This window comes from Nonomuraea sp. AD125B, from assembly GCF_041402765.1.
Lineage (GTDB): Bacteria > Actinomycetota > Actinomycetes > Streptosporangiales > Streptosporangiaceae > Nonomuraea > Nonomuraea bangladeshensis.
Map to the genome: position 1 here is coordinate 457,417 of NZ_JBGLOU010000002.1, position 25,074 is coordinate 482,490.

33 protein-coding genes and 1 pseudogene are annotated in these 25,074 nt (G+C 71.2%); 17 read left to right on the forward strand and 17 right to left on the reverse strand.

Features of this window, described 5'->3' with window-relative positions; translation table 11 throughout:
- Positions 1-8: 8 nt before the first annotated feature.
- Together ACBR40_RS07020 and ACBR40_RS07025 are read right to left on the reverse strand one after the other, a co-directional pair.
- Positions 9-1,205, reverse strand: a complete 1,197-nt coding sequence (locus ACBR40_RS07020; RefSeq protein ID WP_371247947.1) for an MFS transporter — start codon at positions 1,203-1,205, stop codon at positions 9-11.
- 3 nt (positions 1,206-1,208) lie between these two features.
- Positions 1,209-2,096: an MBL fold metallo-hydrolase gene (locus ACBR40_RS07025; RefSeq protein ID WP_371247948.1), complete on the reverse strand. Its 888-nt coding sequence runs from the start codon at positions 2,094-2,096 to the stop codon at positions 1,209-1,211.
- Positions 2,097-2,210: 114 nt separating this feature from the next.
- Between ACBR40_RS07025 and ACBR40_RS07030 the strand changes: the two genes are divergently transcribed.
- A complete protein-coding gene (locus tag ACBR40_RS07030) occupies positions 2,211-2,657 on the forward strand; it encodes a MarR family winged helix-turn-helix transcriptional regulator (RefSeq protein ID WP_371247949.1) in 447 nt (148 codons plus the stop codon).
- Positions 2,658-2,685: 28 nt separating this feature from the next.
- On the opposite strand, the gene ACBR40_RS07035 is transcribed toward ACBR40_RS07030, so the two are convergent.
- On the reverse strand, positions 2,686-3,126 hold the full coding sequence (locus tag ACBR40_RS07035) for a hypothetical protein (RefSeq protein ID WP_364448048.1): 441 nt from the start codon (positions 3,124-3,126) through the stop codon (positions 2,686-2,688).
- Between the two features lie 213 nt (positions 3,127-3,339).
- Between ACBR40_RS07035 and ACBR40_RS07040 the strand changes: the two genes are divergently transcribed.
- The 5 genes from ACBR40_RS07040 to ACBR40_RS07060 all read left to right on the forward strand — a co-directional run bounded on the left by ACBR40_RS07040 (position 3,340) and on the right by ACBR40_RS07060 (position 6,729).
- Positions 3,340-3,939, forward strand: coding sequence for a helix-turn-helix domain-containing protein (locus ACBR40_RS07040; RefSeq protein ID WP_371247950.1), 600 nt, complete (start codon positions 3,340-3,342; stop codon positions 3,937-3,939).
- A 16-nt stretch (positions 3,940-3,955) separates the two neighbouring features.
- Positions 3,956-5,200 (forward strand): MFS transporter, encoded by a 1,245-nt coding sequence (locus ACBR40_RS07045; protein ID WP_371247951.1) that lies wholly within the window; start codon positions 3,956-3,958, stop codon positions 5,198-5,200.
- A gap of 193 nt (positions 5,201-5,393) precedes the next feature.
- Positions 5,394-5,780 (forward strand): hypothetical protein, encoded by a 387-nt coding sequence (locus tag ACBR40_RS07050; protein ID WP_371247952.1) that lies wholly within the window; start codon positions 5,394-5,396, stop codon positions 5,778-5,780.
- A 234-nt stretch (positions 5,781-6,014) separates the two neighbouring features.
- Positions 6,015-6,410, forward strand: a complete 396-nt coding sequence (locus tag ACBR40_RS07055) for a hypothetical protein (protein ID WP_364448038.1) — start codon at positions 6,015-6,017, stop codon at positions 6,408-6,410.
- A 25-nt stretch (positions 6,411-6,435) separates the two neighbouring features.
- Positions 6,436-6,729 carry a hypothetical protein gene (locus ACBR40_RS07060; RefSeq protein WP_371247953.1) on the forward strand — a complete coding sequence of 98 codons (294 nt, stop codon included), beginning with the start codon at positions 6,436-6,438 and terminating at the stop codon, positions 6,727-6,729.
- A gap of 69 nt (positions 6,730-6,798) precedes the next feature.
- On the opposite strand, the gene ACBR40_RS07065 is transcribed toward ACBR40_RS07060, so the two are convergent.
- Positions 6,799-7,266, reverse strand: a complete 468-nt coding sequence (locus tag ACBR40_RS07065) for a hypothetical protein (protein ID WP_371247954.1) — start codon at positions 7,264-7,266, stop codon at positions 6,799-6,801.
- A 62-nt stretch (positions 7,267-7,328) separates the two neighbouring features.
- Here ACBR40_RS07065 and ACBR40_RS07070 point away from each other — a divergent pair, with 62 nt between their 5' ends.
- Complete coding sequence (locus ACBR40_RS07070; RefSeq protein WP_371247955.1) at positions 7,329-7,736, forward strand: Imm10 family immunity protein; 408 nt, start codon at positions 7,329-7,331, stop codon at positions 7,734-7,736.
- Between the two features lie 70 nt (positions 7,737-7,806).
- Here the strand turns inward: ACBR40_RS07070 and ACBR40_RS07075 are convergent, their stop codons facing one another.
- The 4 genes from ACBR40_RS07075 to ACBR40_RS07090 all read right to left on the reverse strand — a co-directional run bounded on the left by ACBR40_RS07075 (position 7,807) and on the right by ACBR40_RS07090 (position 11,794).
- Entirely contained in the window at positions 7,807-8,976 is a 1,170-nt protein-coding gene (locus ACBR40_RS07075; RefSeq protein WP_371247956.1) for a hypothetical protein, read from the reverse strand.
- A gap of 301 nt (positions 8,977-9,277) precedes the next feature.
- Positions 9,278-9,823, reverse strand: a complete 546-nt coding sequence (locus ACBR40_RS07080; protein ID WP_371247957.1) for a DinB family protein — start codon at positions 9,821-9,823, stop codon at positions 9,278-9,280.
- Positions 9,824-9,974: 151 nt separating this feature from the next.
- The gene (locus tag ACBR40_RS07085; RefSeq protein ID WP_371247958.1) at positions 9,975-10,571 is read right to left on the reverse strand and encodes a histidine phosphatase family protein; all 597 of its coding nucleotides are present in this window, start codon (positions 10,569-10,571) and stop codon (positions 9,975-9,977) included.
- The gene (locus ACBR40_RS07090; RefSeq protein WP_371247959.1) at positions 10,568-11,794 is read right to left on the reverse strand and encodes a PEP/pyruvate-binding domain-containing protein; all 1,227 of its coding nucleotides are present in this window, start codon (positions 11,792-11,794) and stop codon (positions 10,568-10,570) included. The genes ACBR40_RS07085 and ACBR40_RS07090 overlap by 4 nt, the downstream gene beginning before the upstream one ends.
- 57 nt (positions 11,795-11,851) lie before the next feature.
- Here ACBR40_RS07090 and ACBR40_RS07095 point away from each other — a divergent pair, with 57 nt between their 5' ends.
- From ACBR40_RS07095 to ACBR40_RS07115, 5 genes are all read left to right on the forward strand, one after another.
- A complete protein-coding gene (locus ACBR40_RS07095) occupies positions 11,852-12,253 on the forward strand; it encodes a DNA-binding protein (RefSeq protein ID WP_371247960.1) in 402 nt (133 codons plus the stop codon).
- Positions 12,250-12,885: a transcriptional regulator gene (locus ACBR40_RS07100; RefSeq protein WP_371247961.1), complete on the forward strand. Its 636-nt coding sequence runs from the start codon at positions 12,250-12,252 to the stop codon at positions 12,883-12,885. Before ACBR40_RS07095 ends, ACBR40_RS07100 begins: the two co-directional genes overlap by 4 nt.
- 154 nt (positions 12,886-13,039) lie before the next feature.
- Positions 13,040-13,417 (forward strand): SDR family oxidoreductase, encoded by a 378-nt coding sequence (locus tag ACBR40_RS07105; protein WP_371248350.1) that lies wholly within the window; start codon positions 13,040-13,042, stop codon positions 13,415-13,417.
- A 171-nt stretch (positions 13,418-13,588) separates the two neighbouring features.
- Positions 13,589-14,125, forward strand: coding sequence for an RNA polymerase sigma factor (locus ACBR40_RS07110; RefSeq protein WP_371247962.1), 537 nt, complete (start codon positions 13,589-13,591; stop codon positions 14,123-14,125).
- Positions 14,122-14,955, forward strand: a complete 834-nt coding sequence (locus ACBR40_RS07115; RefSeq protein WP_371247963.1) for a hypothetical protein — start codon at positions 14,122-14,124, stop codon at positions 14,953-14,955. The genes ACBR40_RS07110 and ACBR40_RS07115 overlap by 4 nt, the downstream gene beginning before the upstream one ends.
- 97 nt (positions 14,956-15,052) lie before the next feature.
- Here the strand turns inward: ACBR40_RS07115 and ACBR40_RS07120 are convergent, their stop codons facing one another.
- From ACBR40_RS07120 to ACBR40_RS07150, 7 genes and pseudogenes are all read right to left on the reverse strand, one after another.
- Positions 15,053-15,703, reverse strand: a complete 651-nt coding sequence (locus tag ACBR40_RS07120; RefSeq protein ID WP_371247964.1) for a hypothetical protein — start codon at positions 15,701-15,703, stop codon at positions 15,053-15,055.
- On the reverse strand, positions 15,694-17,136 hold the full coding sequence (locus ACBR40_RS07125; RefSeq protein WP_371247965.1) for a hypothetical protein: 1,443 nt from the start codon (positions 17,134-17,136) through the stop codon (positions 15,694-15,696). Before ACBR40_RS07125 ends, ACBR40_RS07120 begins: the two co-directional genes overlap by 10 nt.
- Entirely contained in the window at positions 17,133-17,969 is an 837-nt protein-coding gene (locus ACBR40_RS07130) for an ABC transporter ATP-binding protein (RefSeq protein ID WP_371247966.1), read from the reverse strand. The genes ACBR40_RS07125 and ACBR40_RS07130 overlap by 4 nt, the downstream gene beginning before the upstream one ends.
- Positions 17,966-18,754: a zf-HC2 domain-containing protein gene (locus tag ACBR40_RS07135; protein ID WP_371247968.1), complete on the reverse strand. Its 789-nt coding sequence runs from the start codon at positions 18,752-18,754 to the stop codon at positions 17,966-17,968. Before ACBR40_RS07135 ends, ACBR40_RS07130 begins: the two co-directional genes overlap by 4 nt.
- The gene (locus ACBR40_RS07140; protein WP_371247969.1) at positions 18,751-19,323 is read right to left on the reverse strand and encodes an RNA polymerase sigma factor; all 573 of its coding nucleotides are present in this window, start codon (positions 19,321-19,323) and stop codon (positions 18,751-18,753) included. Before ACBR40_RS07140 ends, ACBR40_RS07135 begins: the two co-directional genes overlap by 4 nt.
- Before the next feature lie 40 nt (positions 19,324-19,363).
- Positions 19,364-19,593, reverse strand: a pseudogene (locus tag ACBR40_RS07145) (ISL3 family transposase); the annotation flags it as partial.
- A 178-nt stretch (positions 19,594-19,771) separates the two neighbouring features.
- Entirely contained in the window at positions 19,772-20,140 is a 369-nt protein-coding gene (locus tag ACBR40_RS07150) for a VOC family protein (RefSeq protein WP_371247970.1), read from the reverse strand.
- A gap of 62 nt (positions 20,141-20,202) precedes the next feature.
- Between ACBR40_RS07150 and ACBR40_RS07155 the strand changes: the two genes are divergently transcribed.
- Entirely contained in the window at positions 20,203-20,661 is a 459-nt protein-coding gene (locus ACBR40_RS07155; protein WP_344207645.1) for a MarR family transcriptional regulator, read from the forward strand.
- Between the two features lie 222 nt (positions 20,662-20,883).
- Positions 20,884-21,465, forward strand: coding sequence for a hypothetical protein (locus tag ACBR40_RS07160; protein WP_371247971.1), 582 nt, complete (start codon positions 20,884-20,886; stop codon positions 21,463-21,465).
- Positions 21,466-21,487: 22 nt separating this feature from the next.
- On the opposite strand, the gene ACBR40_RS07165 is transcribed toward ACBR40_RS07160, so the two are convergent.
- Positions 21,488-21,937, reverse strand: coding sequence for a winged helix-turn-helix transcriptional regulator (locus ACBR40_RS07165; RefSeq protein ID WP_371247972.1), 450 nt, complete (start codon positions 21,935-21,937; stop codon positions 21,488-21,490).
- Between the two features lie 87 nt (positions 21,938-22,024).
- Here ACBR40_RS07165 and ACBR40_RS07170 point away from each other — a divergent pair, with 87 nt between their 5' ends.
- Together ACBR40_RS07170 and ACBR40_RS07175 are read left to right on the forward strand one after the other, a co-directional pair.
- A complete protein-coding gene (locus ACBR40_RS07170; protein ID WP_371247973.1) occupies positions 22,025-22,468 on the forward strand; it encodes a VOC family protein in 444 nt (147 codons plus the stop codon).
- A gap of 9 nt (positions 22,469-22,477) precedes the next feature.
- The gene (locus ACBR40_RS07175; RefSeq protein ID WP_371247974.1) at positions 22,478-22,816 is read left to right on the forward strand and encodes a hypothetical protein; all 339 of its coding nucleotides are present in this window, start codon (positions 22,478-22,480) and stop codon (positions 22,814-22,816) included.
- Between the two features lie 246 nt (positions 22,817-23,062).
- On the opposite strand, the gene ACBR40_RS07180 is transcribed toward ACBR40_RS07175, so the two are convergent.
- A complete protein-coding gene (locus tag ACBR40_RS07180) occupies positions 23,063-23,242 on the reverse strand; it encodes a hypothetical protein (protein WP_371247975.1) in 180 nt (59 codons plus the stop codon).
- A 462-nt stretch (positions 23,243-23,704) separates the two neighbouring features.
- Here ACBR40_RS07180 and ACBR40_RS07185 point away from each other — a divergent pair, with 462 nt between their 5' ends.
- Positions 23,705-25,072, forward strand: coding sequence for an ankyrin repeat domain-containing protein (locus tag ACBR40_RS07185; RefSeq protein ID WP_371247976.1), 1,368 nt, complete (start codon positions 23,705-23,707; stop codon positions 25,070-25,072).
- Positions 25,073-25,074: the final 2 nt, after the last annotated feature.

Genomic DNA, 25,074 nt, shown 5'->3' on the forward strand with positions numbered 1-25,074 from the left:
CGCGCCCGTCATCCCGCCCGCCGCAGCAGCAGCGCCCCGGCGGTCATCGCCGCCGCCGCGGCGACGGCGGCCACGGCGGCGAGCAGGGCGGTGGCCGGGAATCCGAGGGCGCTGGAGAGGGCGCCGAAGGCGAACGGTGCGATGGTGGCGCCCGCGTACACGCCGATCTGCACGGTGTGCCCGGCGTCCTCGGTCCGGCCGGGCACCAGGCGCAGCGTGGTGGCGAGCAGGAGCCCGGTCCAGCCCCAGCCCGCGGAGAAGGCCAGGATCGCACCGAGGACGAACGTCGTCGCCGTCCCGATCGCGATCAGTGCCAGCCCGAGCCCGCCGGTGAGCATCATCGTGACGATCACCGCCGCGTTGCGGTGAGGAGCCCGGTCGGTGAGCGCCCCGGCGATGATCCGTACGGCGATGGCGAACAGGGCGCTGAGCGACAACAGGTTGCCCGTGACGGTGGTGCCCAGCCCGGAGTGGGTGCCCAGTTCGACGAAGTACGTGGCCACCGCGTTGTTGCCGGTCGCGGAGAGCGCGGCGGCCAGCGCCCAGAGCACCAGGACCCGCCCGACCGTCCGTCGCTCGTCCCCGGCCTCCTTCGGCCTGACGGGCGGCGGACCGCCGGGCGCCCGGGCCAGCGGGACGAGCGCGACCGGTACGAGCGCGGCGGCACCCGCGACGAGCAGGGCGGTCCGCCAGCCGTACGCCGGGAGGACCAGGGCGACGAGCAGGCCGGGGACGAGGGCGGCCGCCCCCAGCGCCGCGCCGATCATGCCCGCGGCCAGCGAACGCCGGCGTTCCGGGACGCGTGCCGCGATCAGCCGGCTCGCCACCGGCTGGACGAGCGCGTTGCTCAGCCCGCCCACCAGCAGTGCCGCCGTCAGCAGCCCCGGCCCGGTCGCCCGCGACGCCACGACCATCACCGCTGACGCGACCAGCGCCGCGACGGCGAGGACCGTGGGGACAGGCAACCGCGCCGCCACCCGTTTGGCGACGGGCGAGCCGAAGGCGGTGGCGGCGTAGAAGAGGCTCATGGCCAGCCCGACGGCGCTGCGGGAGAGGTGCAGGTCCGCTCCGATCGCCGGGGCCAGCGCCCCGACGGTGAAGCCGGGCGTCCCCGCCACGGTCGCGGTCAGCGCGGTCGCGGCGATTCCCGGCCAGTGCCGTACGGGCGAGCGGGTGGGCAGGCCGCGGGTGATGGTCGTCGGCATGGATCAGACGTCCAGGGGGCGCCAGGCGGGGCCGGTGCCGTCCCGGCGGACCTGCCCGAAGACCGCATCGGCGAAGTGGATGCCGAAGCCGATCGTGCCGGGCTCTTCCAGCTCGGCGACAAGCTGACGACGATGCTCGGCGGACCGGGCAGGGTCGTGGTCGTAGAGGCATGACCATTCGGGGTGGTCCGCCTGGATCGGTGAATGGAGGGCGTCGCCGAAGGCGATCAGCCGGGTTCCGCCGCCGGTGATGACGTACTGGGTGTGCCCGGCCGTGTGGCCGCCGGTGATCTGGGCCTTCACGCCGGGGAAGATCTCCTGGCCGTCCGTCACCGTACGCACGCGCGGCGCCAGCGCGGCGGCCTCCTCCTCGGTGACGCCCTGCGCGAGCAGGTCGCGTCGGGCCCATTCCGGTTCGGCCACCACATACTCGGCCCGGGTGAACACCGGCCGGTCACCGCCGGGGGCGGGGTGCCAGGCCCAGCCGAGATGATCGATGTGCAGGTGGGTGAAGGCCACCGCCTCGATCTCCTCCGGCCTGCGGCCCAGCTCGGCCAGGTTGTCGAGCAGCGCGCCACCGTGAACGGCGCCGTTCGGGCTTCCCGGCTCGGCGGGCAGCGACACCGGGCCCCACCCGGCGTCGATCAGCAGGGCGCGGTCGCCGTTCTCCACCAGGAGACCGCCGATGCTCGCCACGAGGTGGCCGGAGGCGTCCAGGTACTGCGGGTGGGCGGCCCAGGTCTCGTCGGTGGTGTCCGGCAGCCAGCTGCGCGGTCTCCCCTGGATGGCCCCGTCCGGCACGAAGGACACCTTCGTGTCGCCCAGCCGTACCGAGTGGATCCTCGCCGGCCGCCGTAGCCGCTCGTCCTGATGAACCGCGGAGTTCGACATGGTCGCGTTCCCTTCTTCGGGGGTCGGGTCGTCGGCCAGGCCACCATAAACTTCAAGCTTGAAATGGTCAAGCTTGAAAGATTCTGGCTTGATGTACTTGCTAGGATGGGGCGCATGACCATGTCCCCGCCGTCCCCGCCGTCCTCGGAACCGCAGGCCGTCGCCGAGCGGGAGCTGTGCGGCCTGGTGAACGGACTGGCCCAGCAGATCGCCGTCCACGTACGCGAACGCGCGGTCACCCTGGGCCTCACCTCGGCCCAGGCGACCGCGCTGCGGGAGCTGACCGGCCCGATGACCATGCGGGAGCTCGCCGAACGCATGAGCTGCGAGCCCTCCAACGCCACGTTCATCGTCGACAAGCTCGAAAAGCAGGGCCTGATCGAGCGCCGCCCGCACCCCACCGACCGTCGCGCCAAGCAACTCGTCCTCACCCCGGAGGGCAACGCTCTCCGCGAACGGCTCCTCGAACTCCTCGTCCAGGACTCACCGCTGGCCGGCCTCACCGCCGAGCAGCAGCGCACCCTTCAGGACCTGCTCGAACGAGCCATCGTCCGTCCATGAGCCGACGCCGGCCTCGCGCGGCCGGGCGTCAGCGTCGCGCCGCGGGGAGCAGCCGCGCCCCGACCCAGCCGACGACGCCGGCGACCACGCCGACCCCCGCGCCGGTCAGCACACTGCTGCCGAAGGCGAAGGTGCGCAGCAGCACGGCCTCCATCGCCGGCGACAGAGCGCCCGCCAGGTTGCCGCCGAGAGTGGGCGGATCATCGCCGAACGACGCCGACCACAGCACCTGGTGGGTGACGCCGAGCAGAACCCCGTAGGCGACGCCGATCGCCAGCAGGGTCAGGAACGGGTTCGGGACACGCCTCCGCAGCACGACGACCAGCCAGACGGCGATCGGCAGGAACACCAGCAGGGCGTTGACCACCGGACCGACCAGGCCCAGGTCATGCGCGATCGCCCTGGGCACGCCGAGCGCGGCCAGGGCCAGGACGGCGATCGGCGACAGGCCGAGGGTCTTGGATCTCATCGGACAGGGTCCTCCGCCTCACGGGGTTTCGGTCGCGCCCGACGGTAGGCGCGGGGCCGGCGGCCTGTCGTCCGCCTGGGGTGCCGTTCCGGTACGGCGTCCGTACCGCGTGGGTTGTGGCGGGTGTCGGCGCCGGGATGTACGCGGCTTCGTGTGCACCATATTCCAAAGAGTTCCTTGACATCGGCACTCGGCCGGCCCAGGATTCCAAGCATGTCTTTGGAATCCTGGAGGAAGCGGCCACGCCGGGTGCTCGACGACCCCGCCGCCATGCGGGCCTTCGCCCACCCCGTCCGCCTGGCCCTGCACGAGCTGCTGATGCGGGCCGGCGCCACGACCGCCGCGGACGCCGCCCGCGAGGTCGGCATCAGCCAGGCCCTGGCCTCCTACCACCTGCGGCAGCTCGCCAAGTACGGCTTCGTGGAGCAGGCCGAGGCGCGCGACGAACGCGAGCGGCCGTGGAAGGCGACGTCGCTGACCCAGGAGTGGTCCGACACCGCATCGACCCCCGAGGCGTCGGCCGCCCGCGGCCTGCTGGAACAGGTCATCGCCGAACGGGCGCTGTCCCGGCTGGCCGAGTGGCAGGAGCGCCGTACGGACGAGCCGGACGAATGGCGGACGGCCGGCGGGATCGGCAGCTCCTACCTCTACGTCACGCCCGACGAACTGGCCTCGTTCGACGCCGCGTTCAACCGGCTGCTCGAACCGCTGATGGCGCGGATCGCCGACCCGTCCGAGCGGCCGGAGGGGGCCCGGCCCGTCCTGCTGACCACCCTCCTGGTCCCGCTCCCGGCCACCGGCACCGGTGACTGACGCCAGGGACGCCACCTTGCCGGGAGGGGAACCGGCAGGGGAGGCGCCGACCGGGATCGGCGGCCTGTTAGGGAAGAACCGCGACTACCGGCGGCTGCTCACGGCCGGGCTGATCTCGCAGACCGGCGACTGGGTCATCGGCACCGGCCTGGCGTACCACGTCTACGTCCTCACCGGGTCCACCCTGTCCAGCGCCACCATGCTGCTGGCGGGCCGCCTGCCGGACGTCCTGCTCGGCTCACTGGCGGGCGTGCTCGCCGACCGCTGGGACCGCCGCAGGCTGCTGGTGATCACGGACGTGCTGCTCGGCCTGGGGCTGCTGCCTCTCCTCGCGGTACGCGAACCGGGACAGGTGTGGATCGTCTACGCCGTCGCCCTGTGGACGGGCGTGATCAGCACGGTCCTGTTCCCCGCGCAGAAGGCCCTCGTGCCGCAGATCGTGGCCACCTCGCAGCTCGTCAGGGCGAACGCGTTGCAGGGGCAGAGCGGCCAGGCCGCCAGACTGCTGGGAGCGCCGGCGGGCGGGGTCGCGGTCGGTGCGGGCGGGCTGGCCGCCGTCGTCTGGATCGGCGTGGCCGGTTTCCTGATCTCCGCACTCCTGCTGGCCCGCCTGCGTACGCCCGCCCGACGCGCCACGGCCGCGACGACCATGGGCGGGCAGTGGGTCGCCGGGCTGCGGCTGGCCAGGAGCGACCCCGGCGTGCGCCTGCTGGTGACGTACATGGTGATCACGGGCCTGGGCGAGGGCATCTTCGCGACACTCGCGGCGCCGTTCGTGGCAGAGGTGCTGGGCGGGGAAGGAGACGCGTACGGGCTGTTCCTGTCGGCGCAGGCGGTCGGCGGGATCGCCGGCGGCCTGGCGGTCGCCGCCCGCCCGGGGTACGCCACGCCGCGCGCGCTGTTCGGATGGGGAACGGTCGTCTTCGGCCTGGCCGACCTGGCGCTGTTCACCTATCCGCTCCTGACGCGTGAGCTGTGGCCGGCCATCGCGCTGATCGCCCTGGCCGGGCTACCGGCCGCGGCCGCGATGGCGGGACTCACCACGTTCGCCCAGACGGCCACCGGCGAGGACCGGCTGGGCGCGGTCTTCGGCCTCCTCGGCAGCGCCCAGGCCGCCACGTCGCTGCTCGGGATGGTGTCGGCGGGCGTGCTCGGCGACCACCTCGGCATCGTCCCGACGCTCTGCCTGCACGCCGGCGGGCTGATCACGGCGGGCCTGCTCGTCGTGCTGACATCCCGATCATCATCGGCCGGCCTGTGACCCAGCGCATCTCAATCCGAGATGTTCAGGTGTCACTATCCGAAAGATGGTGCGATCAGTGAGAACGCAGGCCGACAGGCATCCGGTCCGGAAGATCCTCGGCCTTCTCGCCCTCGCCACGGCCACCGGCTGCGTCCCCACGAGCCCAGCCGCTGGAGGCGTCACCGGGATCACCGTCAACGCCGAAGGACGAATGGCGGTGGTGGCGGCATGGTGCCAGGAGCCTCCGGACGGCGTCATCATCTATCGCAGGGTCAACGGCGACCTTGTGGACCAAGCCGACCTCAAAGCGCCGAAACTGTCCGGGACCACGGCCTCCCTGGACCTGGAGAGAATCCCGCCGGGCTGGTCCCTGCTCAAGGGCGACCTGAACTTCCGGCCTGGCCAGAAGTACGTCGCCGGCGCCTACAACGCCACGAGCCACGCGAGAATGGCCGACGTCACCTTCACGAACGACACCAAAGAGAAGATAACGGCCGGAAGCATCCTCGTTCAGAACCACGCCGAACATCACCCGGACGGGGTCGATGCCCTGCTCTCCGCCGCCGAGTTCACCGCCAGAGCACAGCACTACTGCTGACACAGCCGACCTTCCTCACCCGCGCTTGCGGGCGCCGTCCACGACGTGACCGCCGCTCGTACCCGTCGCCACCTTGAAGGCGTGCGTCGAAGAGGGCCGTTACCCAGGATAAAAAGGCTCACTGAGAAAGCCGACACGGCGCCGGAACATTGGCCACGCTCCATCGTGAGCTATACGCTCGGCGGCGATCGTGAACCGACCTGTCACTGAGCATCGGAGGCGGACATGGGGCCTATGAAGAAAATCCTGATTCGGCTTGCCGCGGTCGTGACAATAACCGGGTCCAGCATGACCCTCACCGCGGTCAGCGACGCGGCGGCACGACCGGCGCCTCAAGAGCCCTCCCCGTTGGCGCGCCTGGTGGGCGCGGACCTGGGCACCATCTTGTCGATGGTTCCGGCGGTCTTCTGCGGCAACCGGCTGGTCAACTACAACTCTCCTTCGTCCAACTCTCCCACGAAATGCGTCAACGGGGCAGAAAACAGCGGCAACTCCACCAACAGCGGGAATTACCATAGCGAAGGAGATCCCATCAACAGCGGCAATTTCTCGAACGTGAACGGCTCCACGAACAGCAACAACGCCACCGACAGCGGCAACACCGCCAACGGATCCCAGACCCTGCGGTGACCGGGCGGGCGGAATGAGAGAGCACGTGAACATGACCGGCCTGGCCATCGCCGTTGTCGGCCTGGCGTTCTTCGCCGCGACGACCCCGGCCCTGCCCGCCGAATCGTCGACTCACGAGGCGGCCTATGTTTCCGCGAAGGCGGGCCATCCCAAGAACAAGGGAAACTCGCGAAAGTTCGGCAATTACTGGAGCAAGGGCAAATCGATCGACAGCGGAAACTTCTCGAACGTGGTCGACTCCTACAAGTCCAACAACCTGTCCGGAGGCAGCGGGAACAACGTCAACGGCCCGCAACGCATCATCATAAAACGCAGATAGCGCCTGCCCGAGCACGAGGATCGCCTGCACGAGCGTGGTCGCGCGATGCGAGCGATGACCTCGCGCGGTTCACGGCCAGAGTTGCAGCGTGAGAAGGGTGACCTCGTAGATGTCGCGGGGGAAGAGTGGCTCGCGGTCGTTGTCGACGAACTTGGAGAGCAGGCGGGCGCTCCACTGCGTCATCTCACGTCCAAGGTCGAAGGCCGGATGATAATCCCTCTCGCCCTGATCCTCCTTCACGGCGCAGACCCGCCCCGAAGCGAGGAAGAGCGGGCCGTCCCACACCAGCTCCCATTCCGCATATGGGTCGGGCGGGCCGTCCCATCTCTCGTAGCGTACGAACACGCCGACGTCCGGAGCGACATCCACGATGAGCGCATTAGGTCCGACCGCGACCCGCCGGCCACGGCCAGGCCCGCTGAGGTCCCAGATGCTCCGCTGACCGGGACGGAGATCCTTCGCAGCCTCGACATCCGCGAACCCGTGGAAACCCCTCACCTCTATCCCGTCGGAGCGCTCAGCAATGATCTTTCTCATGACAGCTCTTCTTTCCTTCCAGCGGGGACCGCCGGTACGGCATGCCGCTACTCTCCGGCGATATGACGATCAGGTTCATCGCCCGAGCGGTCGGAGTCCAGGATGGAGCCGACGATTGCCTGTCAGCCGGCATCGCCGAGACCGAGGACGGCGACGGCCTCATGTTCGACTTCCAGTGCGCCCTGTACGAGCCCGACGAGCAGGACATCACCCTGGGCTGGGACACCCACTGCGTGGTCACCGCAAACCAAGGCACCGCGTACGGCGCCGTCAACGAGCTCGCCCTGCACGGCAACGTGCTGCGCATCGTCCTGGATTCGCACGATCTCGAAGCGCTGGGCCTGTCCGACCCCGAGATCGAAGCGACCATCGAGGCGGACGACGAAGCGATCGAGGAGTTCCGGAGCGCGTTGCGGCGCATCCTCGCCTACGGCCGTGAGGATGCCCGCCCGAAGGTCGTCCATCTTTGACGCGACCGGGACATGCCAATGCGAGCTCCACTACCGACACCTTCCGCTTGGTTTAGACCTGCGATCCTGATCACGTCTCGGCCTGGGCGCCTGCCGGCCAGTTGCCGGCGCGAGCCCGTACGTCCGCGGCCACCTCCTGCACCGACCGGCCATCGGTGTCGATGCGCAGATCACCTGCCCCCGCCCGGGCAAGCGCCTCGGCCTCGCGGGCCGCGCGTTCGGCGGCACGTCGCAGGGCGTCCGGGCCCAGCCCTCTCAGCTCGTCGCCCGGTATGGACGGCCCGCCTCCCTGGGCACGCCGTGCGATGCGGTCAGCCAGTGTCGCTGGACCGGCATCCAGGCGGCACACGGTCAGGGCCGTTCCTGGTAGCGACTCGGCATAGGCCTGGACGGTGTCGTCGGAGTCGGCTTCGCCGGAGACGACCAGGCATTGAGCGCCCACCTCGCGATAGCCGGCCCAGACGGCCGCGAGGTTGTGCGCCTTGAGGCGGCGGTTGTCCGTGTCGTCGTCGCCGACAGGAGCCAGCGCAGCGATCTGCTTCACATCCACGTAGGCGGCACGCAGACCGGTCCGGTAGACCTGCGAGAAGATCTCGTAACCGACCGTGGACTTGCCGACCGCCGTCGCGCCGCGCAGCCACAGCACGGGTGTGGGCGCGGCATCCGCCTGGGATGCGGGCGGGTGGTGCCGCAGGTCTCCGGAGGACGCCGGGGCGGGGAGGGCGCCCGGCCATCCCCCGGCCCGCTCACGGATCAGTCGCGCCGCCTCAGGCACCGCGAGGCCGCCGGTGTCCACGCACACGTCGGCATAGTCGCTCCGGTCCAGGGCGTCTGCCTCGGCGACCGCCGCCTCGACCAGTTCGGGCCGCCAGCCTCGCCCCAGAAAGCGTTCCTTGAGCTCGGCGCTGTCGACGCGCAGCCGGCACAACGTGAACGCGGCCTCGGGCAGAAGGGCCGTGTACTCACGAACCTCCTCAGGAGCGTGGACAAAGCCCGCGAGGACGAGACACTGCATGCCTTCCTGTTGGAAGTGCGGCCACATCGCGGCCAGGTTGCGCGCTCGGAGGCGATGCGTCACGCCCTCCGGCAAGGGGTGGCACAGGCTGATCTGGTCGGCGTCGACGAACGCCGCTTTGACACCGCCACGGCTCAGCTGCGTGAACACCTCCCAGCCGACCGAGGACTTCCCGACACCCGTGGGGCCCGACAGCCACAGCACAGGCAGGTGAGGGTTGCTCATCCGCGCGACAGTAGTGCGCTCCGGGCGGGGCGAGCGAGCGGATTTCGTCGCGCGGATCGGCGGCTACGACCTTCGATGCGGAGGTCGCTTCGCGCCGCGGTCGTTGGTCCATGTGCCGATGCGTACCGCTCCGGCCGTGCCCGATGTCGGCGGGGAACGCCGCCCGCCGCCGCAACGGGGTTTGCACCAACCGGTTGGATGCAACTATCACGTGTGTCGAGCCATCTACGGCTGGGGCATCACTCAATTGCACGTGGCGTTCTGCCCGCAGTGGGCAAGATGACGAAGGCAGGCAACCCCCTCAGATGCTCCACCCGCACACGACCAGGTAACCATCGACGGTGGTGATGAGATCGGAGGTGGGGTCGTCGGGCAGGGTGTGGCCGAGGTCGCGGTTGCGTACCTCGCCGATCCAGCGGTCGTGCTGGTACTCGTGGTTGATGATGGCCATGAGCAGCGTCTGTGCGACGATCTTGAGCTGGGCGGGGGCGCCGACGTCGCCGGCGCCGATGGCGTTCATGCGGGCGTGGACCCGTTCGCCGACGGTGGCGCGGAAGTCGGCCAGCCGCCGGGGGTCGGGCAGGGGCAGCCGGTCCGCTTCCGGGTTGGCGGAGTCCATGAGGCCGTCCAGGTCGGGGGCGGGGCTCGGTTCGGCCGCGGTGAGGTTGCGGACCATGAAGTGGGCGACGTGGGCCTGGTGGCCGAGGTGCCAGCCGATGGGGCTGAAGTTCTGCTCGGGTCGCCAGTGCAGCTCCTCGGCGGTCAGGTCGCGCCAGAGCTCGTCGGTGTAGGCGCGGGCGCGGTCGTACTCGGCCAGCAGTTGCGGGATCTCATACAAAGCGGTCACTCCGGTCGTCGGTGGTCGGTCACGAGGGCGCCGCCCTTGGCGGCAGGGGTGCGCAGCCTACAAGGGGACCGTGCCGAACTGCGGAGAGGTTGACGGCGCGTACGCCGCCGCCTGCCTCGGCCGGGTGCGGGAGCTGCTGGAGGCCGTCACCTCATGGCCGGATGCCGTCGGGGAACCCGGTCCAGCGCAGTTCGGCGGGCAGGTGGCCCATGTCGTTGAACGTCACGAGCGTCGGCGGCAGGCCGGGGCGGTAGTGGATGACCGTCAGCGCGGCGTTCGCGCTGTTCAGTCCGAGCCAGCGTGACGGCGGCGCGTCCAGGGCGTGCCGCACCAGCCACGCGATCTGGAAGGCGTGCGTCACCAGGACCTCGTGGGTGTCGGTGGCGTCGGGGGCCGTGGCGAAGCGGGCCAGCAGGGCCTCGGCGAGCTTGTGGCCCGAGGCCGCCTCGGCCTCGTCGTAGCCGTCGAAGAAGCCGGCCCGCGCCGGGGGCATCTCGGCCGCCGAGGGGACGTAGGGCACGTGGTCGACGAGTTCGGCGGCCTCGGCGACGGGCGCGTCCGGCAGGTGGCGGGCCAGTTCGCGCGCGCTGGCGGCGGCGCGCGGCAGCGGGGAGTGCCACACGGCGTCGATCGGCAGGCCGGCGAGCCGTTCGCCCAGCAGTCCCGCCTGCCGGCGGCCGAGGTCGGTGAGGTTGCCGAAGGCGTCGGCCGCGCCGTGGCGGGCCAGGTAGAGGTGTCGCGTGGTCATGGGCGGGTGGGGCGCGGCGCCCGGGCGGGCCCGCTTCCCGTCTCCTTCCGGTCCGTGACGGTGCCGATGGTGCCGTCGATGGTGATGGTGCTGTCGTCGTGCAGTCTGCTCGTCGCGTCGGGGATGCCGAGGACGGCGGGGATGCCGTGCTCGTGGGCCACGATGGCGGCGTGGGAGAGTACGCCTCCGGTCTCGGTGACGACGCCGGCCGCGATGCGCAGCAGCGGCGTCCAGGCGGGGTCGGTGAAGGGGCAGACGATGATGTCGCCGGGCCGCGCGCGGGCGAAGTCGCGGGGGCCGCGGATGATCCGCGCGGTGCCGGTGGCGATCCCGTGGCTGCCGGGTGTTCCGGTCAGCGTGGCCGGGGGGTGGTGGGTGGGCCACGCGGGAGGTGTGGCCGTGACCGGCCGTGCCTGCAGGATCCAGGGGCGTCCGCCGGCGATCGCCCATTCGACGTCCTGCGGCCCGCCGCGTACGGCGGCGATCTGGTTGCCCAGCTCGGCGAGCAGCCCGGCGGTCACGTCGTCGAGTGACGGCTGGTCACGGGCGTCGGCGGGCACGTCGGACGTGACGAGCCGGTCGCCCCGCCGGTCGAGGCGGGTGCGTTTGTGCGCGAGCGCGCGGGTGACCGTCCCGTCCCCGGCGACGCGGTAGGCGTCAGGGGTGACGGTGCCGCCGACGACGCTGGGGCCGAGCCCCCAGGACGCCTCGATGCGGACCGGGTCGTGCGGGTCGGCCGGGGTGAACATGACGCCGGACGCCTCGGCGTCCAGGTGGCGCTGCACGAGGACGGCCATGGCGAGGTCGCCGGCCCCCTGGTGGTAGTCGACGGCGCGCGGGGTGAACAGCGAGGCCCAGCAGGCGCGTACGGCGTCCGCGACCGCGCCGGCTCCGCGTACGGCGAGAAAGCTGTCGTGCTGACCGGCCGCCGACATCTGACCGGTGTCCTCGTGCGCGGCGGACGATCGCACGGCGACGGGCGGATCGCCGAGCTCGCCGAGCGCCTGTCCGAGCGCGTCGATCAGGGCGGCCTGGACGGGAAGGGCCTCGATCGCCCGCCGCCGGTCCGGCCCGGGGGCCAGGTCGCGTACGGCGGCCCGGTAGGCGGCGAACGGCACCACGAACCCGTCGGGGACCGGCAGTCCCGCGCGGAGCAGCGCCCCGAGCGCCCCGGCCTTGCCCCCGCACGTGCCGGCGGCGGCCGACCTGAGGGGTACGATCATCCGCCACCTTTCAACGAAACGTTGACAACATTTCGTTGATTCTGGATCATGAACGGCATGTCACGCAAGCAGGACCTCAGTCAGTCCGGCCGCGCCGACCGGGCGGACCAGGCCCAGGCCGGCCGCGAGCACGACGCGCGGCGACGCCTGCTGCGCCTGGGCGCGGACGCGCTCGACGCCCGTCCGTGGCGCCCCGCGCCGGCCCCGCCGTCGGCGGTCGACCTCGTCCAGTTCGCCGTCTGGCGCAACGCCGACCTGGCCCCGGAGGACGTCCTGAGCGCGCTGGCCCTCCTGCCGGCCGCCCGCGCCGAGGTCGACGGGCTCGAATCCGCCCTGCTGTTCATCGCCCGCGGCAGCGGGCTGACGTGGGCGAAGATGGCGGACGCGATGGGGTTCAACTCGCCGCAGGCGTGCCAGCAGCACTACACCCGCCTGACCGCGCGCGAGGCCGGCGCATGACCCGCGACTCCGCGCCCGACCTGCTGGTCCTGCACGCCGTACGCGTCCTCGGCTTCGCCGACACCCCGGAGGTCGCGCGGCGGTACGGGCTCGACGCGGCCCAGGCCGAGGAGCTGCTGCGAGACTTCGAGGCGCGCGGCTGGGCCGGGCACTCCGCCTTCGCCGGCACCGGCGGCTGGTCGCTGACCGAGCCAGGCCGGGCCGAGAACGAGCGCCGGCTCGCCGCCGAACTCGCCGACGCCGGCGGCGCCGACGAGGTCAGGGACGTCTACCGCGCGTTCCTCCCGCTGAACGCCCTCCTGCTCCAGGCGTGCACCGACTGGCAGCTCCGGCCGACCGCCGGCGACCGGCTCGCCGTCAACGATCACCGTGATGCCGACTGGGACGCCGGGGTCCTGCACGAGCTCGCCTGCGTCTCCCGCGCGCTCACGCCGCTGGCGGACCGGCTCGGGAGCGTGCTGACCCGGTTCCGCGGCTACGACGCCCGGTTCGCGGCGGCGCTGGCGCGCGCCCGGACCGGGGACAACGCGTGGGTGGACCGCAACGACGTCGACTCCTGCCATCGCGTCTGGTTCCAGCTCCACGAAGACCTCATCGCCACGCTCGGTCTCGACCGGCACGCGCAGCCTTGATCTCAGGCGAGCGGCCAGTTGCGCAGGGCGGCGTCGGCCATCTCCTGGAGTTCCTCGCGGCCGACACCGCTCGCGGCCTGCACGGCGATGCCGAACGCCAAGGTGGTGACGTAACGTCTGCGGCACGCTGTTCACCGTCCAGAAGGCGCTGCCGCTGCTCAACGACGGCGCCTCGGTGATCCTGAACGGCTCCACCAACGTGGACGCCGGCGACGAGGCGTTCGGCGTGTACGCGGCCACCAAGGCCGCCACCCGGTCGTTCGCCCGCACCTGGGCCAACGAGCTCAAGGGACGCGGCATCCGGGTCAACACCATCACCCCCGGCCCGACCGACACTCCCGGACTGTCGGGCCTCGTCGGCGACCCGGAGCAGGCCGACGGTTTCCGGCGGCGACTGGCCGCGTACGTCCCGCTGGGCCGGCTCGGGCGCCCGGAGGAGATCGCCGCCGCCGTGGTCTTCCTCGCCTCCGGGCAGAGCAGCTTCATCACCGGTTCGAACCTGTACGTCGACGGCGGCCTGAACCAGATCTGACGTCCGCAGAGTGCGCTCGCCGTGACCCAGGTCGGCTCGGCCGCGATCCTGCCAGCGTCGTGCCGGGTGAGATCTTGAGCGGTGCCCTCGGAACGGCGGGGTGAAACACTCGGAAAAGGTGCCGGACATGTATCGCAATGTCCGACACCTTTGGTACGAGGAGAGTCGTCTGTGACCCATCCCCCGGGCGCGCGGGACCGCTTCGAAGCGATCTACAACGCGCACTACCCGGCCATTCACCAGTACGCCGCCCGCCGTACGGACTCGCCCGAGGACACGGCGGACGTGATGTCCGAGACGTTCCTCACCGCGTGGCGGCGCATCGCCGACGTGCCCGAGGGCGAGGCCGCCCGCCTGTGGCTGTACGGCGTCGCCCGTCGCGTCCTGGCCAACCAGCGGCGCGGCCAGTCCCGCAGGGCAGGGCTGGCAGAACGGCTGAAGGACGCGTCGTCCGCCGCGCGGCCGTCCGGGCCGGACGGGCTTGACCATGTTCGGGAGGCGTTCGACGACCTTCCCGTCCGTGACCGCGAGGTGCTCGCGCTGGCCTGCTGGGAGGGCTTGACCGGACCGGAGATCGGCAAAGTGCTCGGCTGTACGGCGACGGCGGCCCGCATCAGGCTGCACCGCGCACGCAAGCGGCTGGCCAAGGCGCTGGGGCTGACCGAAGAAGACCAGGCGATCGCGGAACTGAGAGGAGAGAGCCTGTGAGCAAGATCGACCGGCTTGTGACCGCGATTGACCCGGCGCCCCACGCGCCGGAACACGGGCAGGACGCGCAGGAGTTGTTCCGCAGGATCGTGGCGACGCCGGTCAAGGCACGTCGCAGAGTGCTCTGGCCGGTGGTGATCCCCGTCGCCGCGATGCTGGCGGCCGTGGCCGTCACGGGGGTGGCGTTCATCCCCACCAGCGCGCCAGGCGGCGTCGCGCCGGCCGCCGCGCTGGCGTTCGAGCGTTCGGGCGACGACTGGATCGTCACCGTCAAGGACCTCTACGCGGACCCCGAGCGCTTCGCGTCCGAGTTCAAGGCCCGTGGGCTCGACATCCGCCTGACGATCGCACCGGGTTCACCGAGCATCGTCGGTCATGTCACGGCCACGGATAATTCGGAGGGAGCCGGCATCGAAGAGGAGTCGGTGGAGTGCGAGTCCGGCCGATGCACGGCCTCGTTCCGCATTCCCGGGGATTTCAAGGGCAGCGCGCAGATCTCGTTCGCCCGCCCGGCCCGGCCCGGGGAGCGGTACGTATCGGCAGGCGACGCCGAGGCCACCGGTGAGCTGCTGCACTGCGTACCGTTCCGCGGCATGACCGTGGACGAGGTACGGGCCGTGCTGGCCGAGCGGGACGGCTCGATCGAGGAGTTCAGGGTCGGCCAGCGATCGGACCGCGCCCAGCAGGTGCCGGGCAACTGGTTCGTCACCGACGCGGTGCCGTCGGCCCCTGGACAGGTGCTCGTCTGGGCGCAGCCGGGCCGGGTGAAGCTGACTCCCGGGATGACCATGCACGTGAAGAAGAAGATGGCCGGATGCCCGAACGGCTGACCGCCGGAAATACCTCGTATGAGTGGGTAGGGCGCCGCGACAGAAGGTGCGGCGCCCTCACCGCGGGCCGGCGAGGCCGATGCTGTGGCGCGAGGTGTCAGCGCCGCAGGTCGCGCCCCGCGAGGACCAGCCAGAGGTACGGCAGGGGCAGCATCGCCAGCCAGAACAGATGCGCCTGGTCCCAGTACCCGAACCCGCAGGTCGGCGGCCAGAGCCGGACCTGCTGCGGCAGCAGGATGGTCCCCAGCACCATCGCCAGCTGGACCACGACCGCCGCCATGGCGGCCTGCCGTCCCGGCGCGAGCCGTACGGCGGTCGCCGCGGCGGCCAGCGCGATGCCGAGGCAGACGCCCATCTCGATGAGCAGGTCGCCGACCGGGAACAGGGCGCCTTCCGGCAGGCGGGTGAGGACGTAGGCGAAGGCCGCCAGCCAGATCGCGACCGCGGCGCCGCCGGGCAGCAGGCAGCGCAGCGCCTGCCGTACCCATCGGGGGACCGCGGCGGCGCCGAGGTCGGCGGACATCGCGTCGACCAGCCCGAACGCCGCCGCCGCGCCGAGCAGGGTGCCGCAGATGCGCATGAGCACGAGCGCGTCGCCCCCGGGCAGCGTCTCCCCGTACTGCACCAGGCTCACCAGCCCGGCGGTGAAGGCGGACACCACGGCCAGCGGCCCCCAGTCGATGGCCCGGGCGAGGGGGCGCACCAGCAGGAGCGCCATCCGCGGCCGGGCGGGCAGTGTCACAGGCACGGCGTGGCTCCCATCGGCGCGTTGAACTCGCGTTCCAGCCCGAGCAGCGGCAGGGCCTGGTCGATCGTGGTGGTGGGCTCGACGAGCGTGTCCCAGCCGGCCTGGACCTTCGCGCGGGCGCCGGGGGAGGCCAGCAGCCGTCTGGCGTAACCGATCTCGGCCGGGCCCCAGTCCAGGCCAGACAGGCGTCCCAGGTTGTGGTCGACGTAGAGCTGCCGCCGGGCCTCGGGAGGGGAGACCTGGCCGATGAGCCAGAGCGCCACCACCGTGCGGGCCTGGCCGCGTACGTCACACGGCGCGGCGCGGCGGGAGGAGGTGAAGTGCTCGGTGGCCGAGTCGTACAGGCCGGTCGCCCGGAAGGCCACGTCCTCGGCCAGCATCCGGCGCTGGTCGGGATGTCCCCAGCTCATCGGCGGCCGGATCATGCCGGCATCGCCGGTGAAGTCCCAGGTCGTGCTCGCCTGCCGCACCTGGGGCGCCCGGTTCCGCAGCCCGGCGGGCAGCGCCGCCACGACCGGCTGGACGGCCTGTTCCCACAGCGGGATCCACGGCTCGTAACCGGCGAAGGCGCAGTAGGTGAGCCCTTGGCGCCGCGTGCATCGATAGGCGTCGGGACCGAAGTAGCGCTCACGTACGCGGGAGTCCACGTGGGCGGCGGTCAGCGTCACGTTCGTGGGGAAGCGCGCCGGTGGCCGGGTGGACGCCGCGACGGCCCCGGCAGGCACCGCGACCGCAAGCCCCACCACGACGGCCACGGCGGGCGCCGGCCGTGGCCGGTGCCTGAGCAGCGCGACCCCGCCGAAGACGACGGCGGCAGCGAGCACGTACGCCAGGTGGGCCGCCGACGGGCGGTCGGGCCAGTCCGGACGGTGGTCCTGCATCACCGGCAGCAGCCAGCGGGCCTGCCCGTTCATCGGGTTCGTGTAGATGAGGAAGCCGAGCACGGCCACCACCAGCGGCCCCGCGATCAGCCACCGCGCCCAGCGGCCGACGGCCACGCCCAGCGTCGCGGCGAGCACCGCGGCGGCCACCGCCGTCAACGGCTCCCACACGTCCAGCCGCCCTCCGGCAGGGCCGCTCAGCAGCCGGATGCCCAGGTAGCCGCCCACGGCCACCGCCGCCGCGAGCCCCGCGACCAGCGGGGTGGCCAGCAGCAGGGCCCGCGTACGGTGCTCGGCCCGGCCGGGCAGCCCGGCGAGGCTTTCCGGCATGCCGTGCCGCCCGTCGCGCGAGGCGGCCAGGCCCGCCACGATCAGGACCGCCGCGGCCAGGCAGGTGGCCAGCCCGGTGGCGTTGACCGGGTCCATCGTCAGGTCGGGCTGCTGGTCCCGGCTGAGGAAGGTCTGCAGCGCCAGCACCAGGACGGTCACGCCCCACACGAGCGGGTGCCGTACCAGTCTGCGCGTCTCGAACAGGAACAGCCGCCGCGTCACGCCGCCTCCCCGAGCAGCATGAGGTAGCCGTCCTCGACGCCGGGCGCCACCGCGTCCGCCGCCGGTGGGGGTGCGCCGAGCGTACGGTAGCGGCCGTCGGCCGTCCGCCAGAACAGCTCCGACATGGCGGGCGGCGCGTCCGACAGCCACACCCGGCCGTCGGCCACGGCCGCGAGCTGGCCGGGGGTGCCGTCGAAGACCGCCCGGCCGTCCCGCATGACGACCACCCGTTCGCACAGCGCGGCGACGTCCTCGGTCTGGTGCGTGGACAGCACGACGACGCGGCTCTCGCCGAGCCGCGAGACCAGCGCGCGGAACGCCATCCGCTGCTCCGGGTCCAGGCCCACGGTTGGCTCGTCGAGGATGAGCAGGTCCGGCTCGCCCAGGAGCGCCTGGGCGAGCGCGAGCCGCTGACGCATGCCGCCCGACAGTTTGCGTACTTTCGTCCGGGCCTGGTCGGTGAGGTGCACCTCGGCCAGCACCCGGCGCACCTCGGCGTGCCGGTGCTCGCGGTCGGTCAGCTCCTTGAGTATCGCCACGTAGTCCACCAGGTCGAAGGCGGTGAAGTGCGGGTAGGCGCCGGGGTTCTGCGGCAGGTAGCCGAGCCTGCGCCGCAGCGCGGTCCGCTGGACGCGATCGGCCGGGTCCAGGCCGAAGGCGCGTACGGTGCCGCTGTCGGGGGCGAGGGTGGTCGCCAGGCAGCGCAGCAGGGTGGTCTTGCCGGCGCCGTTCGGGCCGAGCAGCCCGGTCACGCCGGGGCCGAGCGTCAGGTCGAGGCCGTCGAGCGCCCTTTTGGCGCCGTAGGTCTTGGTCAGGTGCTTGGTCTGGATCATCTCGTGCTCACTTTGCGGAAGCGGTACGTCAGCAGGAGGGCGGCGGCGCCGTACCCGATCTGCGGGGCGGGGCCGAAGACGGCGGGCCAGCCGGCGGCGAGGCCGCCCGCGCCGACGATGGCCAGCCACACCCCGCCCACGGCGAGCGCGGCGATCGGCACCGGCAGCCGGTTCGACAGGGCCAGGCAACCCGAGGCGGCGGCGAGCGCGGGCAGCAGCCAGGCGGCGCTCAGCCCGGGCGGCGCGGGCAGCAGCGGCGAGGCGAGCCCGGCCAGCACGACCGCCACCGCCAGCACCGCCGTGGCCCGGGTCATCAGCAGCCGCGGCCCGGACATCGGGGTGGCGGCCACCAGTTCGTGGGCGGGATCGACGCGCGGACCGTAGGCGAGCGCGATGCCCGCCAGCGGCAGCATCGGCGCGACGACGAGGAAGGCGGGCAGCAGGTCGGCCTGCGCGCGCGCCGCCAGCAGCGCGAACGCCAGCACCGCCACCACCGCGGCCAGCCAGGCCCGGCTCAGCGTCGGCGTCGCCGTCAGCAGCCTGGCCAGGTGGTCGGGCATCCCCCGGTGCCGCAGGAAACGTTCGGTCAGGCCGGGGCGCGGCGCGATCAGCTCGGTTTCCAGCCTCGCCCAGGACGTTTCGAGCCAGTCCTGGTCGTACGGGATCGCGGCCCGGCAGCCGGCGCAGCGGCCGAGATGCGCGTCCACGGACATGGCCGGCGCCGGTTCGAGCCTGCCTTGGAGGTAGCGTTCACGCAGGTCGTCGGGGATGTGCCAGTTGCTCATGAAAGTTCCTCGCGAAGCCGGGCCCTGGCCCGCATCGCGCGGGTCTTGACTGTGCCTTCCGGAATGCCCAGGAGACCGGCGGCCTCCTTGGTGGTGAGGCCGTCGAGGACGGTCGCCTCGATGACGGCGCGCAGCTCGGGGGCGAGCCTGTTCAGTGCGGCCCCGAGATCGCCGTGCTCCACGCCCAGCAGGACGACGTCCTCGGCGGAGGCGACGGGGGAGCTGTCGTCCGGTGCGATGCCGGAGCCGACCCAGCGCGAACCGCGCCCCCGAAGGGCGGAGATCAGCCGCCGGACGGCGATCGTCCACAACCAACCGGCCACGTTGTCGCCCCGGAAGCGGCCCGCCGAACGCCACACGGCCAGGAACGTCTCCTGCAGCGCGTCGTCGACCACGTCCGCGTCGGCGCAGCGCCGGGCCAGCCGGGCGCGCAGCCAGGGGGCATGGCGCTGGTGGAGGATGCGCAGGGCGGTGGTGCTGCGGGCGGCGACGGCGGTGACGAGGTCGGCGTCGCCGCTTGCGGTGGTGACGTCCGGGGCCGCGCGCCGCCGGAAGGGGAACGGTCTCACGGTGTATCTATCGCACGCTTCGTACGAGACGGTTCGCCCGGATCGGCTCGTCGACCCCGATCACATGGACGCCGTCGAGCGATGCTCGTCGTTGATCAGGACCTGCTTGCCCTCGGCCAGGACCGCGTCGTCGGCGGTGTTCCACGAAACCGCGAAGCCTTCGGCGATTCGGGTCACGGTCAGGTGCTGGACCACGATTGCCTCCAGTGCCCACCGCAGCCCGCGGCGCGAGAGCACGGGGCCGCGGCCGCCGCACCGGTAACGGCGGATTGGACCCCCTCGGCGTGCCGAATCATGACCGCCCGGCCTCGACATCACACTCAGTCAACCCCACGCGTGCAGAGCCGGAAGGTGATCACCCTGGGTGAACAAACGTCGCCCGGTTCTCGGGTCTCGGGCACAAGCTCGGTCTTCGGGGGCCGGTGATCGTCCGGTGGCGTTCGGCCTGTCAGGCGCGATCGTGGAGAGTGATCTGGTAGCCGTCGGGGTCGGCGAAGGTGAATGTCCGGCCGAAGGGGCCGTCGGTCGGTGCGGAGACGATGGTGTGGCCGTCGGCGAGCAGAGCATCGTGGATGGCTTGGACGTCTGTGGCGTGGAGCCAGATCGCGGCACCGATGCCAGGCTGAGCGGCGGATGCGAGATCGGTGCCGGGAACGATGTCGCGGAGTGCGAACGCGATCGGCTTCGTCTCGAAGACGACGGCGTGCGGAGGTCCGGCCTGCGAGCGGACGAGGCCGAGGTACTGCTCGTAGAACGCCTGCGAAGCGTGGAGGTCGCGCGCTTGGAGCGAGATGAAGTCGGGGCCGGTGGCGGGCATGATGATGCTCCTTCTCTTTGTGTCAGTTTTCTGACACAGGCAATCTATGTCAGAATACTGACATGAGTCAAAAGGGTGTCGGCGTCGATCTGGAGACGTCACTGGGCTACCTGCTGAAAGAGGCGTCGAGCGCCCTCCGTGCAGCCATGGAGGAGGTGCTGCGGCCGCTCGGGATGAGCGTGACGCACTACTCCTGCCTCGAGCTGCTGGCTCAACGGCCGGGCTTGTCGAACTCGGAGCTCGCGCGGGGCGCGTTCGTGACCCGGCAGACGATGAACGTGCTGCTCCAGGCCCTGGAACGAGACGGCTACGTGACCAGGCCCGCGGAGGCGCCCGTCGGGAAGGCTCTTCCAGCGCGGCTCACGCCTCGCGGCCGGCGGAGCCTCGAGAAGGCGACCGTGGCGGTCCGGTCCGTCGAGGTCAGAATGCTGGCCGGCATGTCCGAGACCGAGCAGTCAGAGGCGTTCCGGATCCTGCGGAGCATGATCCATTCCCTGCGCGATGGCAACGACGATGCATAGCTCGTTCCCCGGCGCACGTCCCGGCGCGCTCGGACAGGAGTGCAGCCGAGCGTGAGAATCCGTGCGGGCGACCTCGAAAACCGGCGGACCCCGGCTGCACCCTCTTCTGCGATGAGTCCCTTGAACGCCGGCCTCGCGAAGCCCGGTTCGCGTCACTCCAGCCCTTGAAAGTCGGCCTGACGCGGCCTGGTTGCATGGTTATGACGAGCGCTAAGGTGGCGCGTGATCACCAAGCCTCCCGGATGGCTGTACCTCACTGTGCTCTCCGCCTCGGCCTGCGTCATTCTGTACTGGGCCAGCGTCCCCCATTGGTACGTCATCGAGATGATGCTGGTTGCCTTCTTCTTCGGGGTTCCTCTGTATGTGATCTGGTTGTTCCGCTTCGGTTTGGCGGCGAGTCGAGGCGCGATCGACGGCCGGATCGTACGTTGGGTCCTGCCTTGGATCATCGCCGGAGGCGTGGTGGGGGCACTCGTCGTGGACGCGCCCTTCTGGCTGCGATTCACGATCTCGAAACCGAGCATGGAAGCCTACGCTCAGACCGTAACCAGGCAGACGGATCGCGATTTTTCCTGCCAATGGGTGGGGTTGTACCGGATATGTGATGCCTTTCCGTGCTTGGGATTGGAGAAGAACGCCGAGGACGTCCCTGGCAGTGCTTGCCTGATCGCCGAGGAATGGGCCGTCTACAGCAATACGAACTTCGTCCTGCTTCCCAAGGGCGAGCCCGAGGAGACGGGGGACGACACCTACCGGCACCTCACGGGCTCCTGGTACGGCTGGCACGGTTGGGACTACTGGTAACACCGCGCAGGTCCTGTGGTCGTCAGGCCGAGCCCGGGCCCGGGAGGAGGTCGACGTCGTCGGCGTGCATCGGCTCTCCGCAGTGACTGCAGCGCGGGTCGACGTGGCCGATCTGCCCGCAGGCATGGTGGCGGTACAGCACGGGAGGCCCGGCCTCGCCGGCGAGCCAGCGGTCGCCCCACCGCGCCATTACCATGAGCATCTCGACGAGCTCGGTGCCCTTGGCGGTGAGGTGGTACTCGTAGCGAGGGCGGGCGTCGTAGGGCAGCCGCTCGAGCACGCCCTGTTCGACCAGGTGGTTGAGCCGCTCGGTGAGCACCTTGCGGGAGATCCCGATGTCCGCCTGGATGTGGTCGAAGCGGCGCACCCCGGCCCACACGTCGCGCAGGATCAGCGGTGACCAGGGCTCGCCGATCACGTCCAACGTACGCGCGATGGAGCACGCCATCTCCCCGAACCGCGTTCGCTGCATGGCGACAATCTAGCAATTGGGGTTCCCTTACGAAACCTTGGGTGCTACCTTCCCAGAGTCTCTTAAGGAAACTCTGAAGGGGATCCGATGACATTCATCAGGCGTTTCGACCACGTCGGCATCACCGTCGCCGACCTCGACGCCGCGACGGCGTTCTTCGTCAGCCTCGGCCTGGAGGCCGATCAGAAGATGGCCGTAGAAGGCGAGTTCCTGGACACGGTCATCGGCATGACCGATGCCCGCACCGAGATCGTCATGCTGCGACCGCCCGGCGGAGGGACGACGCTGGAGCTCTCCAGCTTCACGCGGCCGGACCACCTCCCGGGTTCGCCTGCCGCGCCGGCCAACGAGCTGGGCCTGCGCAACGTCGCCTTCGAGGTGCACGACCTCCGAGCCGCGGTCGACCACGCCGCAGCCGCCGGCTACGGCCTGGTGGGAGGCATCGGCGAGTACGAGGGCGTGTGGCGCATGGCCTACGTCCGCGGGCCCGAAGGAATCATCGTCTCGCTGGCCGAGCGCATCGAGAAGTAGGGAGACCTCATGAGCACGACCGTGACCGACGAACAGATCCGGGCTCTGGCCGCGACCGCGAAGCCCTACAGCCTGGCGCTCCTCCACTGGGGGCCGGAGCGGGCCGTGGACGGCGCGGACGCCATCGAACTCGAACACCAGCGGCGCATGGTGTCGCTGCGTGCTGAGGGGGTGATCGCGATCCTGTGCCCGGTCGCCTCCGACACCGTGGCCGGCGTCGCGATCATGACCGTGCCGGCCGAAGAAGCCGCGGAGATCATGGCCGAGGACCCCTGCGTGCGCGCGGGGATGATGCGCTGCGAGGTTCACCCGTGCCACGGCTTCCCCGGAGACGCCCTCCCCGTATGAACGATCCCGGCCAGGGCAATCAGCGCCTGTCCGATCGTGGCAGCCATGTCGCGCACGCCTGTTCACGGCAGAACATCACTGAGGGCCGGCGCCTCGCGCCCTCGCCGCACTGCCCAGCGGACGCCCTTCTCGCTGCCGACGCGAGCGCGCCGTTCACGACTGGCTCACGGGAAGTTGGCCGGGGGAGCGGCGTTCAACGCATGCGCGAACTGAGGGCTGCCGCCGTCTGAGCATTCCCCGGTCTGATCACCCCGCCAGCCGGGCGGCCGGCGTGGCCAGTATCGGATAGCCCCGGTTCGTCCTGGCGGCGTCGTCCCCCTTTCGCCGTTCCTGGCCTACGAAGTGCCCCAGGTGACCGTCCAGGGCCAATGCGCCGAGGTTCCCGTCCAGGCTTCGCTGCGGCCGGGCGAGATCCAGGACTTCCATCTGGGATCCTGGTCACGGCCGGACGCATTCAACGGAGGCCGGGACGATTTCGAGGTCCGCGTAGGCGTCACCGCAGCGCAAACGGCCTACGTCTGGGTGCGGAGTTCAAGGTCAGTGTGACTCCCAACCCGGTGGGGCGCGTCATTCCCATCGAGTCCAGCGCGAACTTCAGCGACTTCTCCGTCAACTCCTTCTGTTCCACCGCGCCAACCCCGAATTGCAGCCGGTCCCTTCTCGACGTCGCCCTCGCATCGGACTGAGAGCTCGCGGGTTGCGGGCGTACAGCCCGCCTCGACTCCCTGGACCAGGAAAGGCGCCGATCATTAGGCTGGAGGGAGCGTGCGAGGGCGCTGCCGGTCCGCGGGCAGGGATTTTCCCACCTCGAGCAGCACATCGACGCACCGGACAAGAACAGCCTCTTTCCGGCCGGGCGAGCGGACCTCGGCGTCGAAGGAGGTTGCGATGTCCGCCCGCCATTTCGAACTGCCGGCTCATCCGAACCTGGAGTACTACCGCAAGCAGGCCAAGCACCTGCATCGCGCATACGCGGCGGGCGACGCGGCAGCCGCAGCCCGGGTCGCCGAGGTGCTGGGTGGCCGGGCCGGCGAGCGGTTCCTGCTCAGCGACGCCCAGTTCGTGCTCGCCCAGGAACACGGATTCCGGACCTGGGCCGAGTTCCGCGCTCACGTCGAAGGACGCAGCACGACCGAGGAGCGGCCGGTCTCCCGCCTTATGGGGATCAGGCCGGGCGCCTACGTCTCGATGGCCGACCGTCTCCTCGCCGAGCTGCGCCGCAACGATCCCGGCGCGCTGCGACGGTTGCGGGCCTACGTGCCCCGGCATGCCATCGCGACCTCCGCCGCCACCGTCGAGCTCCGGGACGCGCGGCTGATCATCGCGCGCGAGTCCGGCTTCCCGACGTGGCGGGAACTTGTGGCGTTCACCGAGAAATCCCGGCGTGACCTCGACGAACGCCAGGAGGAGCGGCGGCGGCTGCACCGCGAGGCCGGAGCCCTGCTGGCCGGCGACACCGATCGGCTGGCCGGTCTGACCGCCGAGCAGGCCGACACCCTGCTGGAGATGCTGGCGGGTCCCGAGACGATCCCCGGTGTCCGGCTCGAGAAGGAGCTCGGCGTGCCGCGTGCCGCCGTGGAGGTTCTGATCGGCAGGGCCACCGGCCTGGACGCCCCGCTCATCCGAGCTGTCCGCTGCGATCGGGTCGAGTACGTACGCCTGCTGCTTGCAGCCGGAGCCGATCCCGGCGCCCGCATCTGGGGCAGCACCCCGCTGGAGAACGCCGTTCTCTCTGGCGGCACGGAGCTCGTCGACTTGCTCGCCGGGCACGGGATCGTCCCGCGGGCGCTGTGGACGTACGCCGCCTGTGGGCGGCTGGATCTCGTGCAGTCCTGTTTCGACGCGGACGGCGGGCTCCGGCCGGGCGCGGCATCGGCGCGCCCCGATCTCGCTGACGCCGCCGGCGGCGGTTTCCTCACCCGGCTGCCGCCTACCGACGATCCGGAGGAGATCGTGGGGGAGGCGTTCGTGCACGCCTGCCAGCACGGCCGGATCGAGGTCGTACGCTGGTTCCTCGATCGAGGCGTCGATCCCGACGTCGCGCCCTACCTCGGGCGGACCGGCCTGCACTGGGCGATCCCGCCCGGGAACGTCGAGGTGATCCGCCTGCTTCTGGAGCGCGGTGCCGATCCGTCCATCCGCGACGACGTCTTCCGGATCGACGCCGACGGCTGGCTGCACATGTCCCACGCGGCTCACCCGCACGATCCCGTGACCCGGCAGATCCACGACCTGATCGAGGCTCGATCGCGCTGAGC

Coding starts and splice junctions, on each gene's coding strand:
- ACBR40_RS07055 (WP_364448038.1), top strand. CDS start 6,015: ATGAAGAAAATCCTGATTCGGCTTGCCGCGGTCGTGACAATAACCGGG.
- ACBR40_RS07085 (WP_371247958.1), bottom strand. CDS start 10,571: ATGACCACGCGACACCTCTACCTGGCCCGCCACGGCGCGGCCGACGCC.
- ACBR40_RS07100 (WP_371247961.1), top strand. CDS start 12,250: ATGACCCGCGACTCCGCGCCCGACCTGCTGGTCCTGCACGCCGTACGC.
- ACBR40_RS07020 (WP_371247947.1), bottom strand. CDS start 1,205: ATGCCGACGACCATCACCCGCGGCCTGCCCACCCGCTCGCCCGTACGG.
- ACBR40_RS07130 (WP_371247966.1), bottom strand. CDS start 17,969: ATGATCCAGACCAAGCACCTGACCAAGACCTACGGCGCCAAAAGGGCG.
- ACBR40_RS07155 (WP_344207645.1), top strand. CDS start 20,203: ATGAGTCAAAAGGGTGTCGGCGTCGATCTGGAGACGTCACTGGGCTAC.
- ACBR40_RS07065 (WP_371247954.1), bottom strand. CDS start 7,266: ATGAGAAAGATCATTGCTGAGCGCTCCGACGGGATAGAGGTGAGGGGT.
- ACBR40_RS07050 (WP_371247952.1), top strand. CDS start 5,394: ATGGCGGTGGTGGCGGCATGGTGCCAGGAGCCTCCGGACGGCGTCATC.
- ACBR40_RS07040 (WP_371247950.1), top strand. CDS start 3,340: ATGTCTTTGGAATCCTGGAGGAAGCGGCCACGCCGGGTGCTCGACGAC.
- ACBR40_RS07075 (WP_371247956.1), bottom strand. CDS start 8,976: ATGAGCAACCCTCACCTGCCTGTGCTGTGGCTGTCGGGCCCCACGGGT.
- ACBR40_RS07170 (WP_371247973.1), top strand. CDS start 22,025: ATGACATTCATCAGGCGTTTCGACCACGTCGGCATCACCGTCGCCGAC.
- ACBR40_RS07135 (WP_371247968.1), bottom strand. CDS start 18,754: ATGAGCAACTGGCACATCCCCGACGACCTGCGTGAACGCTACCTCCAA.
- ACBR40_RS07025 (WP_371247948.1), bottom strand. CDS start 2,096: ATGTCGAACTCCGCGGTTCATCAGGACGAGCGGCTACGGCGGCCGGCG.
- ACBR40_RS07030 (WP_371247949.1), top strand. CDS start 2,211: ATGACCATGTCCCCGCCGTCCCCGCCGTCCTCGGAACCGCAGGCCGTC.
- ACBR40_RS07165 (WP_371247972.1), bottom strand. CDS start 21,937: ATGCAGCGAACGCGGTTCGGGGAGATGGCGTGCTCCATCGCGCGTACG.
- ACBR40_RS07185 (WP_371247976.1), top strand. CDS start 23,705: ATGTCCGCCCGCCATTTCGAACTGCCGGCTCATCCGAACCTGGAGTAC.
- ACBR40_RS07090 (WP_371247959.1), bottom strand. CDS start 11,794: ATGATCGTACCCCTCAGGTCGGCCGCCGCCGGCACGTGCGGGGGCAAG.
- ACBR40_RS07175 (WP_371247974.1), top strand. CDS start 22,478: ATGAGCACGACCGTGACCGACGAACAGATCCGGGCTCTGGCCGCGACC.
- ACBR40_RS07070 (WP_371247955.1), top strand. CDS start 7,329: ATGACGATCAGGTTCATCGCCCGAGCGGTCGGAGTCCAGGATGGAGCC.
- ACBR40_RS07150 (WP_371247970.1), bottom strand. CDS start 20,140: ATGCCCGCCACCGGCCCCGACTTCATCTCGCTCCAAGCGCGCGACCTC.
- ACBR40_RS07035 (WP_364448048.1), bottom strand. CDS start 3,126: ATGAGATCCAAGACCCTCGGCCTGTCGCCGATCGCCGTCCTGGCCCTG.
- ACBR40_RS07095 (WP_371247960.1), top strand. CDS start 11,852: ATGTCACGCAAGCAGGACCTCAGTCAGTCCGGCCGCGCCGACCGGGCG.
- ACBR40_RS07180 (WP_371247975.1), bottom strand. CDS start 23,242: ATGGAAGTCCTGGATCTCGCCCGGCCGCAGCGAAGCCTGGACGGGAAC.